The organism is Paucibacter sp. XJ19-41 (genome assembly GCF_028462495.1).
Classification (GTDB): Bacteria; Pseudomonadota; Gammaproteobacteria; order Burkholderiales; family Burkholderiaceae_C; genus Roseateles_E.
The window spans coordinates 21243-31044 of the sequence record NZ_JAQOWX010000068.1; the positions used below are offsets into that span (position 1 = coordinate 21243).

The 9802-nt window shown below is 67.6% G+C and carries 8 protein-coding genes; 6 read left to right on the forward strand and 2 right to left on the reverse strand.

Annotated features, from left to right (window positions below; genetic code table 11):
- Positions 1 to 147 precede the first annotated feature (147 nt).
- From PO768_RS17500 to PO768_RS17515, 4 genes are read left to right on the forward strand one after another with little or no spacing between them, the layout of a single operon-like run.
- Entirely contained in the window at positions 148 to 651 is a 504-nt protein-coding gene (locus tag PO768_RS17500) for a cache domain-containing protein (RefSeq protein WP_272647073.1), read from the forward strand.
- 14 nt (positions 652 to 665) lie between these two features.
- A complete protein-coding gene (locus PO768_RS17505; protein ID WP_272647074.1) occupies positions 666 to 3221 on the forward strand; it encodes an ATP-binding protein in 2556 nt (851 codons plus the stop codon).
- A gap of 52 nt (positions 3222 to 3273) precedes the next feature.
- The gene (locus PO768_RS17510; protein ID WP_272647075.1) at positions 3274 to 4332 is read left to right on the forward strand and encodes an RNA methyltransferase; all 1059 of its coding nucleotides are present in this window, start codon (positions 3274 to 3276) and stop codon (positions 4330 to 4332) included.
- 35 nt (positions 4333 to 4367) lie between these two features.
- Positions 4368 to 6170 (forward strand): glutamine--tRNA ligase/YqeY domain fusion protein, encoded by a 1803-nt coding sequence (locus PO768_RS17515; protein WP_272647076.1) that lies wholly within the window; start codon positions 4368 to 4370, stop codon positions 6168 to 6170.
- Here the strand turns inward: PO768_RS17515 and PO768_RS17520 are convergent.
- Both PO768_RS17520 and dbpA read right to left on the reverse strand, forming a co-directional pair.
- On the reverse strand, positions 6139 to 6357 hold the full coding sequence (locus PO768_RS17520; RefSeq protein ID WP_269840974.1) for a hypothetical protein: 219 nt from the start codon (positions 6355 to 6357) through the stop codon (positions 6139 to 6141). The genes PO768_RS17515 and PO768_RS17520 overlap by 32 nt on opposite strands.
- A 126-nt stretch (positions 6358 to 6483) precedes the next feature.
- The gene (gene dbpA / locus PO768_RS17525) at positions 6484 to 7905 is read right to left on the reverse strand and encodes an ATP-dependent RNA helicase DbpA (RefSeq protein ID WP_272647077.1); all 1422 of its coding nucleotides are present in this window, start codon (positions 7903 to 7905) and stop codon (positions 6484 to 6486) included.
- Positions 7906 to 8057: 152 nt separating this feature from the next.
- On the opposite strand from dbpA, the gene PO768_RS17530 reads away from it, so the two are divergent.
- Positions 8058 to 9326: an efflux RND transporter periplasmic adaptor subunit gene (locus PO768_RS17530; protein WP_272647078.1), complete on the forward strand. Its 1269-nt coding sequence runs from the start codon at positions 8058 to 8060 to the stop codon at positions 9324 to 9326.
- Between the two features lie 13 nt (positions 9327 to 9339).
- Positions 9340 to 9802: ABC transporter ATP-binding protein (locus PO768_RS17535; RefSeq protein WP_272647079.1), on the forward strand; the 463-nt coding region annotated here is incomplete at its 3' end.

Below are 9802 nucleotides of genomic sequence, written 5' to 3' on the forward strand. Positions count from 1 at the left end.
GCCGACACCCAAGGGCTAGCACCCGTTTCGCGCCCACGAATCGCCCGGGGTCGCCGGGGTGAACCGGGCCGCCACCTCTTGCGCCCTGAGGCCAAGCTCTTTAGGCTGGCTTGGCACGCACTCAACCTCGCCCGCCCGGCCTCACGCATGACAACCACAATCCTTTGCTCACTCAGGCTCGGCACGCTGGCCCTGGCGCTGGTCGCCGTCGCGGCGGCCCAGGCCCAAGGCCGCAGCACGGAGGCCGATGCGCTGCTGCTGATGCAAAAAGCCCAGGCCTTCCTGAAGACCCATGGGCCGGACAAGGCAGCGGCCGAATTCAACCGGCTGGACAGCCCCTTCAACAGCCGAAGCTCGATCAATCCGCACGGCGACCTCTATCTCTATAGCGTGGCGCCCAACGGTTTCCAGCGCATCCACGGCAAGAACCCCAATATTCGCGGCAAGATCATGATGGAAATGCGCGACGCCGACGGCTTTTACCTGATCAAAGAGTTGGTGCGCGTCTGTTTTGCGACAGCCGAGGGCCGCGGCTGGGTGCGCTACAAATGGCCTCATCCGCTGACCAAGGTCGTGGAGCGCAAGCAAGGCTATGTCGAGCGTGTGCCCGGGCAGCCCGAGCTGTGCCTGGGGACCGGCATCTACGAGTGACGCCCGTGGCACCGATGCCCAAACTCCTGACCCGGCTGGGCAGCTTCGGCGAGAGCTCGCGTGGCGCCAGTCTGGCCCTGCTGCTCTTTGTCGCGCTGACCCTGCTGGCCATCGTGGCCCAGACCGCCTTGGCGATACGCGAGGATAAGGCCCTGACCCTGGCCGCCGAGCGCGAGCATGGCCTGACGGCGGTGCGCCTGCTGCAGGAGCATGCCCAGCAGATCCTGCGCGACGCCGAGGGCAATCTCGACATCCTGGTGCGTGCCATCGAGAACGAGCGCCGCGACCGGCCGGCCAGCGACGCGCTGATCCGCGAGGTGCTGGGCCGCGCCCAGCCCTTCAATCGCATCCTGACCTCTTTTCAGTTCGTCAATACGGCGGGTGTGGCCACCGTCAGCTCGATCGACTATCCCGCCTACCAGATCGATGCCGATGATCGCGGCTATATCGCCGGCCTGCTCACGCAACCGCAGCAGGCCGCGCCGGTGCTGGGCCGACCATTCGCACGCTTTTATGACCGTGAGCTGATCCTGCCCTTGGCGCGCAACTACAGCAGCGGCGACGGCCAGTACCACGGCGTGCTCAGCACCGATATCAGCGTGTCCTATTTTTCGCGCTTCTACGTCCATATCGCCAAGGAGAGCAATGCCCAGGTGGCCCTGCTGTCGGGCGACGGCCGGCTGATCGCACGCGCGCCGCTTCAGGACGAGCACATAGGCCGTGAACTGTCGGCGTCGCCGAATTTTTCCCGTCTGCAAGCCGGCAGCGGCGAGGGATTTTTCGAGGGCCGCAACTTCCTCGACGCCGACGGCGAGCGGCGCCGCCTGTACTTCTACAAGCGGGTCGACGGCTATCCGGTCACTGCGCTCTATGCCCGCGAGATCGAGGATGTGCTGGCCGGCTGGCGCATCCGCAGCCGCGACCGCCTGGTGTTCGCAGCAGCGATGCTGGGCTTTGTCAGCCTGCTGAGCTTTTTTCTGCTCTGGCATATCCGCCGGCTGGGCGCCTCGCGCGTTTTGCTGCAGCGCAGCGAGGCCAAGTTCGCCAATATCTTCCACCACTCGCCGATGCCGCTGGCGCTCTTGCGCATGGCCGATGACCGCCTGCTCGAAGCCAATAAAAGCCTTCTGGAACTGTTCGGCTACACGGCCGCCGAGTTTCTCGGGAAAACGCCCAGGGACCTGGGTCTGTGGGCCGACTATGCACAGCGTCAGCCCTATCTGGAGCGTCTGCGCGCCGACGGCAGCCTGAGCCGCTACGAAGTCGACCTGGTGAGCAAGACGGGCCGGGTGATGCGCTGCCTGATCTCGGCCCAGGTATTCGAGTCGGACGAGGGCCGGATACTGATTTTTTCGCCGCAGGACATCAGCGCGCAACGCGAGGCCGAAAGCCGCCTGCACCAGTTGGAGTTGCAACTGCGCGAGACACAGAAGATGGAAGCCATAGGCACGCTGGCCGGCGGCATCGCCCACGATTTCAACAACATCCTCGCCGCGATACTCGGCAATGTCGGCATGGCTCGCCAGGACCTGCCCAAGCAGAACACGGTGCGCAACTTTCTCGACGAGATTCACAAGGCGGCCGTGCGCGCCCGCCATCTGGTGCAGCAGATCCTGACCTTCAGCCGCCGCCAAACCCAGCAGATGCACGCCCAGCCGCTGCGGCCCATCGTCGAGGAGTCGCTAGGCCTGCTGCGCGCTACCCTGCCGGCCCGGGTCGCGCTGGAGCAGCGGCTCAGTGACGAAGAGCTTTGCGTGCGGGCCGATGCCACGCAGTTGCAGCAGGTGCTGATGAATCTGTGCACCAACGGCTGGCATGCGCTGAGCGGCAGCACGGGCCGGCTCACCGTGGGCACGGAACACCAGCACCTGGACGAAGCGGCCGATCCACGCCTGGCCCGGCTGCCGCGTGGCGACTACGCCCATCTCTGGGTCAGCGACACCGGCGTCGGCATGTCCGAGGAACTGCTGGCGCGCGTGTTCGAACCCTTCTTCACCACCAAGCCGGTGGGCCAGGGCACCGGCCTGGGGCTGGCGGTCGTGCACGGCATCGTCAGCGCCCATCATGGCGGCATCATCGTGGACAGCCAGCCCGGCCAGGGCACCTGCTTTCATCTCTACCTGCCGTTGACGGAGGCCCCCGCTGCGGAGGTCGGCGCCGAGTCCCGCCCGGCCGAGCTGGAGGCCAAGGGCCATGAGCATGTGTTCTACCTCGACGACGACGAGGTGATGGTGCTGATGGTGGAGCGCCTGCTCAAGCGCTGCGGTTACCGTGTCAGCTGCTACCAGCAGGCCGATGTGGCCCTCGCCGCGTTGGCCGACCCGACAGTGCCGGCAGACCTGTTCATCACCGATTTCAATATGCCCGAAATGTCGGGCCTGGAGGTGGCCGAGCGAGTCGGCCGACTGCGCCCGCAGTTGCCTGTGCTGGTCAGCTCGGGCTATATCAGCGAGGAGCTGCTGGCCGGTGCCCAGCGCGTCGGCGTGCGTGCCGTGCTGCAAAAGCAGAACACGCTGGAGGAGCTGCCGGCGCTGATCCGACACACCTTGCACGACGCAGCACTACACTGAGCGGCCGGTCCCGCCCCGCATTTTCCTACTCCTGCCGTGGCCGGCTTGCCCGATGCAGATCTCCACCATCCGCCAGCGCCTGCGCGCGCTGGGCGCCAATCCCCAGCATGAGCAGCGTCTGCTGCGCGACTGGATACAGGCCCGCCCGCACGAGCAGGGCCGGCGCCGCCCCGAGAATTTCCTGCCACAGAGCGTGCGCGCAGCCCTGCCCGCGCTGGATGCCGAGTTGCAAGGCCTGGCCAGGCTGCGCTCCAGCCACCCCGGCGAGGACGGCTCGGCCCGGCTGCTGGTCGATCTCGTCGATGGGCAGATGGTCGAGAGCGTGCTGCTGCCGCGCGACGGGCTGTGTGTGTCCAGCCAGGTCGGCTGCGCGGTCGGCTGCCAGTTCTGCATGACCGGGCGCGACGGGCTGATCCGCCAGGTCACGAGCGGCGAGATCGTCGCCCAGGTGGCACTGGCGCGCACGCTGCGACCGGTCAAGAAGGTGGTCTTCATGGGCATGGGTGAGCCGGCCCACAACCTCGACAACGTCATCGAAGCGATCGAGTTGCTGGGCACGGCCGGCAATATCGGCCACAAGAACCTGGTGTTCTCGACCGTCGGCGACCCGCGCGTCTTCGAGCGCCTGCTGGAAGGCCCGGTCAAGCCGGCGCTGGCGCTGAGCCTGCACACCAGCAAGCCGGCCTTGCGTGAACAGCTGCTGCCGCGCGCGCCGCGCCTGACGCCGCAGCAGTTGGTCGACGCCGGCGAGGCCTATGCCCGCGCCAGCGGTTATCCGATCCAGTACCAGTGGACCCTGCTGGACGGCATCAATGACGGCGAGGACGAGCTGGACGGCATCGTCGCGCTGCTGAAGGGCAAGTTCGGCCTGCTGAACATGATTCCCTACAACAGCGTGCCCGAGCTGCCCTTCATCCGCCCCAGCTGGGACAAGGCCCGTGACATCGCCCGGCGCCTGCATCAGCGCGGCGTGCTGACCAAATTGCGCGATTCGGCCGGCCAGGATGTCGACGGCGGCTGTGGCCAGCTGCGTGCCCGCGCCGAGGCGCCCATCAGGCTGCGGGGCCGCAAGATCGCGATCCAGCCTGCCGATAAAATCGCCAACCAATAACACCAACCCCGACAGCGCCCGCGCGCTGCCCCCCGATGTCCCAGCCGACGAATGACGAAGCTCTGAAACCCCATAATTTCCTGCGCGCCATCATCGAGCGCGATCTCGAAGGCCAGGGCCAGATGCAGGGCGAGCGCCGTTTTGCCGGCAGCCCGGGCGATGCGCAGCACCACGGCGCCGGCCCGCTGGACCCGGCCAAGATCCGCACCCGCTTCCCGCCCGAGCCCAACGGCTATCTGCACGTCGGCCACGCCAAGGCCATCTGCCTGAATTTCGGCCTGGCGCGCGACTATGGCGGCATCTGCCATCTGCGCTTCGACGACACCAACCCGGAGAAGGAAGAGCAGGAATACGTCGACGCGATCAAGGAGATGGTGGCCTGGCTGGGCTGGAGCTGGGATGCCGAGTCCGAGGGCAAGACCACCTCGCACCTGTTCTACGCCAGCAATTACTTTGACTTCATGTACCGCGCGGCCGAGCACCTGATCACGGCCGGCGACGCCTATGTCGACGAGCAGACGCCGGAGCAGATGCGTGCGAATCGCGGCGACTTCACCACGCCCGGCACCAACAGCCCCTTCCGCGACCGCTCGCCCGCAGAAAACCTGGCGCGTTTTCGCGAGATGCGCGACGGCAAGCATCCCGACGGCGCGATGGTGCTGCGCGCCAAGATCGATATGGCCTCGCCCAATATCAATCTGCGCGACCCGGCGCTGTACCGCATCCGCCGCGCCACCCACCACAACACCGGCGACACCTGGTGCATCTACCCGATGTACACCTACGCCCACCCGATCGAGGACGCGCTGGAGCGCATCACCCACTCGATCTGCACGCTGGAGTTCGAGGACCAGCGCCCCTTCTACGACTGGCTGCTGGAGCACCTGGCCGATGGCGGCCTGCTGGCCCGTCCCCTGCCCCGCCAGTACGAGTTCGGCCGCCTGAACCTCAGCTATGTGGTTACCAGCAAGCGCAAGCTGCGCCAGCTGGTCGAGGAAGGCCATGTGACCGGCTGGGATGACCCGCGCATGCCGACCCTGGTGGGCATGCGCCGACGCGGCTACACGCCCGAGAGCATCCGCGCGATGGTGGACGGCTCCGGCACCACCAAGACCAATAGTTGGCTGGACTACTCGGTGCTGGACGGCTATCTGCGCGCCGATCTGGAAGGCAAGGCGGCGCGCGCCAGCGTGGTGCTGGAGCCGCTGAAACTGAAGCTGACGAACTTCGCCGAGATCTTCGGCTCGCTGGAACACCGTGAGCCCTGCCACGCCCCGGCCCACCCGCATCTGCCCGAGCTGGGCCAGCGCGACTTCAGCTTCGGCCCAGAGCTGTGGGTCGAGCGCGAGGACTTCATGGAGGTGCCCAGCAAGGGCTACCACCGTCTGTTCCCGGGCAACAAGACGCGGCTGAAGTACGGCTATGTGGTCGAGTGCACGGGCTGCGAGAAGGATGCGGACGGCAATATCACCGCCGTGCTGGCCAGCATCGTGCCCGACACCAAGAGCGGCACGCCGGGCGCCGATGCGATCAAGGTCAAGGGCGTGATCACCTGGGTCGGTGCCCACGAGGCCGTTGCGGCCGAGGTGCGGCTGTACGACCGCCTGTTCACCGTGCCGCAACCGGGCGCGGGCGATATCGACTTCATCACCGAGATCAACCCGAACAGCTGCAAGATCGTCCAGGCCTATCTGGAGCCCTCACTGGCCGCAGTGCCGGCCGGCACCCACTTCCAGTTCGAGCGCCACGGCTACTTCATCACCGACTCGGTCGACCACCAAGCCGACAAGCCGGTCTTCAACAAGGTCACCGGGCTGCGGGACGGCTGGGGCAAGTAAGAAGCACGGCGGGAGTCGCGTACTCCCGCCCGATCACGGTGCGGGCAAACAGATAGTTGGTCAGCGCCCGCGGGCTCAGCTGGTCCAGCGCCACATTGCCGCGCTCGTCGCAGGGAAAGGCCAGGGCCTTGCCGGTGTCGAAGAGTGACTGGAAACGCAGTTCGAAGGGGCTGCGTGAGCTGTCCATGATGGGCTCCTGAGGCATTGCACGGATCAAGCCTAGGCGGCCCCACGCGGACTGCGCGTGCAAAGGTCTCGTTTCAGCGCCCCGACTCCTGCGATCGGGGGATGAAACGCCAGCTATTCACGCCGCTTACAGCTCCGCCAGGTCCGCCATGCGCCGCACCTTGACCTTGCGGCCCTTGAGCTTGCCGTTGGACAGGCGCACGACCGCCTCGCGGGCGATGCTGCGCTCGACCGCCACATAGCTGTGAAACTCGGTCACATTGATCTTGCCGATCTGCTCGAAGGCGTAGCCGGCCTCGCCGGTCAGCGCGCCGACGATGTCGCCGGGGCGGATCTTGTCCTTGCGGCCGCCGAGGATCTGCAGGGTCTCCATCGGCGGCTGCATCACCGGGCCGGGCGTGGGCGTCAAGGTGTCCAGCGACTGCCAGCTCGATTCCTTGCCCAGCATCTGCTCGATGCGGCCGATGCGGCCCATCTCGTCCAGGCTGGCCAGGGTCAGCGCCAGGCCCTCGGCACCCGCGCGGCCGGTGCGGCCGATGCGGTGCACATGGACCTCGGCATCGGGCGTGGTGTCGACATTGATCACGCATTCCAGCTGCGCAATGTCCAGGCCACGCGCCGCCACATCGGTGGCCACCAGCACCGAGCAGCTCTTGTTGGCGAACTGGATCAGCACCTGGTCCCGGTCGCGCTGCTCCAGATCGCCGTGCAGAGCCATCGCGACAAAGCCCTGGCCTTGCAGCACATCGACCAGATCGCGGCACTGCGCCTTGGTATTGCAGAAGGCGATCGTGCTGGCCGGGCGGAAATGGTTCAGCAGCAGCGACACCGCATGCAGACGCTCGCTCTCGGCCACCTCGTAGGCCAGCTGGCGGATCTGCGGCGGGGCCCGGGTCACATCGCTGGCCCCGAGCTTCACTTCCTTGGGCTCGCGCATGAACTGGCGGCTCAGCTCGACGATGGCTTCCGGATAGGTGGCCGAGAACAGCAGGGTCTGGCGGGTCTTGGGCGCCTGCTTGGCGATGGTCTTGATGTCGTCGATGAAGCCCATGTCCAGCATGCGGTCGGCCTCGTCGAGCACCAGGGTGTTCAGCTTGCCCAGGCTCAGGCTGCCGCGCTCCAGATGGTCCATCACCCGGCCCGGCGTGCCCACCGCGATATGGCAGCCGAAGCCCAGGCTGTCCATCTGGGGCTTCATCGGCGAGCCGCCGCACAGGGTCAGGATCTTGATATTGTCGGCCGCGCGCGCCAGCCGGCGGATCTCCTGGGTCACCTGATCGGCCAGCTCGCGGGTCGGGCACAGCACCAGGGTCTGCACGCGCAGATCCGCCGCGTCCAGCCGATGCAGCAGCGACAGCGCGAAGGCGGCGGTCTTGCCGCTGCCGGTCTGGGCCTGGGCGATCACGTCCTGGCCAGCCAGGGCCAGCGGCAGGCTGGCGGCCTGAATCGGGGTCATCTGGGTGTAGCCGAGCTGGGCCAGATTGGCCTGCATCGCGGGGCTCAGCGGCAGCTGGGCAAAAGAGAGCTTGTCGTTTTGGGGGGCGTTCATCGACCGATTATCCCCTGCCCGACTGTCCGCCGGCCGTCCGGACAGCTGTCCGCGGACACCGAAGCGGCCAACACCCCGCGCATTAAGTCATTGATTTTCAATAATTTTCCCGTCCACCGGGGGCAGGCACGGGCTTTGCAATCAAGAGCGGCATGATCCGCGACACCTCTGCCCAAGACCGTCCCCTGCCCCGCCGCTCGGGCCGACGCCGCCTGCTGATGCTGGCCCTGCCCTTGATCGCCCTGGCGACGGCCGTGGCCGTCTGGCCTTCGGTGCAGCGCCTGGCCGCCGGCCAGGCCTCGGTCAGCCTGTCGCGCCTGACCGTGGCCACCGTGGCCCTGGGGCCGCTGGTGCGCGATGTGGCCGGCGAGGGCCGGGTCGTCGCGGCCAACAGCCCGACCCTCTATGCCCCGCAGGCCGGCAGCCTGAGCCTGGAGGTGCGCGCCGGCGACGGCGTCAAGCGCGGCCAGCTGCTCGGCCGCATCGCCAGCCCCGAGCTGAATGCCCGCCTGGCCCAGGAGCAGAGCAATGCCGACGCGATGCGCACCGAGCTCTTGCGTGCCGAGGTCCAGGCCCGCCAGCAGCGTGCCGCGCTGCAAAGCGCCTGGGAAAACGCCAAGATCGACCGGCAGACGGCGCAGAACCACCTGGCCCGCCAGACCCAGGCCTTCGAGGCCGGCGCCACCGCCGGCATGCAGGTCGAGCAGGCGCGCGACGCGCTGGAGAAGGCGCGCATCACGCTGGCCCAGGCCGAGTCCGGCCTCGGCCTGAGCGAGGCCAGCCTGAAGTTCGATGTCCAGGCCAAGCGCCAGGCGCTGGAGCGCCAGAACCTGTTGGTGCAGGACCTGCGGCGCCAGCTCGCCGAGCTGGAGCTGCGCTCGCCGGTGGACGGCCAGGTGGGCCAGCTGCTGGTGGCGCAGCGGGCCCAGGTGGCGCGCGACGCGCCGCTGCTGACCGTGGTCGACCTCTCGGCGCTGGAGCTGCAGATGCAGGTGGGCGAGAGCTTTGCCCGCGAGCTGGCGATAGGCATGCCCGGCGATATCAGCGGCAATGGTCGCAGCTGGCGCGGCCGGGTCAGCAGCATCTCGCCCGAGGTGGTCAACGGCGAGGTCGCGGCGCGGCTGCGCTTTGACGGCGAGGCGCCGGAGCAGCTGCGCCAGAACCAGCGCCTGTCGGTGCGCGTGCTGCTGGACAAGCGCGAGCAGGTGCTCAGCGTGGCGCGCGGCAGCTTTGCCGACGAGGCCGGCGGCACCCATGCCTATGTGCTGCGCGAGGGCGTGGCGGAGAAGATGGCCGTGCGCCTGGGTGCGCGCAGCCTCGACAAGATCGAGATCCTGGCCGGCCTGAAGGCAGGCGACCGGGTCGTGATTGCCGGTGCCGACGCCTTTCAGGGCGCGGACCGGGTGACGATTGCCAACTGAAGGGACACAAGCAATGCTCAAGATGACCGGCCTGGCCAAGGTCTACCGCACCGAGATGGTCGAGACCTATGCGCTGCGCGACTTCAATCTGACCGTCAGGGAGGGCGAGTTCGTCGCCGTCACCGGCCCCTCGGGCTCGGGCAAGACCACCTTCCTGACCATTGCCGGCCTGCTGGAAGCGCACAGCAGCGGCCGCTACGAGCTCGACGGCGTCGACGTCAGCGGCCTCGGCGACGCGCAGCGCTCACGCCTGCGCAACGAGAAGATCGGCTTCATCTTCCAGGCCTTCAACCTGATCGGCGACCTCAATGTGGCCGACAACATCGAGGTGCCGCTGCGCTACCGGGGTTTCAACAGCGCCGAGCGGGCCAAGCGGGTGCGCGACTCGCTGGAGCGGGTCGGCCTGGCCTCGCGGGCCCGCCACTACCCGGCCGAGCTGTCGGGCGGCCAGCAGCAGCGCGTGGCCATCGCCCGCG

Excerpts from the sequence above, each read along its gene's own strand:
- PO768_RS17530 (WP_272647078.1), top strand. The coding sequence starts at position 8,058 with ATGATCCGCGACACCTCTGCCCAAGACCGTCCCCTGCCCCGCCGCTCG.
- PO768_RS17505 (WP_272647074.1), top strand. The coding sequence starts at position 666 with ATGCCCAAACTCCTGACCCGGCTGGGCAGCTTCGGCGAGAGCTCGCGT.
- PO768_RS17520 (WP_269840974.1), bottom strand. The coding sequence starts at position 6,357 with ATGGACAGCTCACGCAGCCCCTTCGAACTGCGTTTCCAGTCACTCTTC.
- dbpA (WP_272647077.1), bottom strand. The coding sequence starts at position 7,905 with ATGAACGCCCCCCAAAACGACAAGCTCTCTTTTGCCCAGCTGCCGCTG.
- PO768_RS17510 (WP_272647075.1), top strand. The coding sequence starts at position 3,274 with ATGCAGATCTCCACCATCCGCCAGCGCCTGCGCGCGCTGGGCGCCAAT.
- PO768_RS17515 (WP_272647076.1), top strand. The coding sequence starts at position 4,368 with ATGTCCCAGCCGACGAATGACGAAGCTCTGAAACCCCATAATTTCCTG.
- PO768_RS17500 (WP_272647073.1), top strand. The coding sequence starts at position 148 with ATGACAACCACAATCCTTTGCTCACTCAGGCTCGGCACGCTGGCCCTG.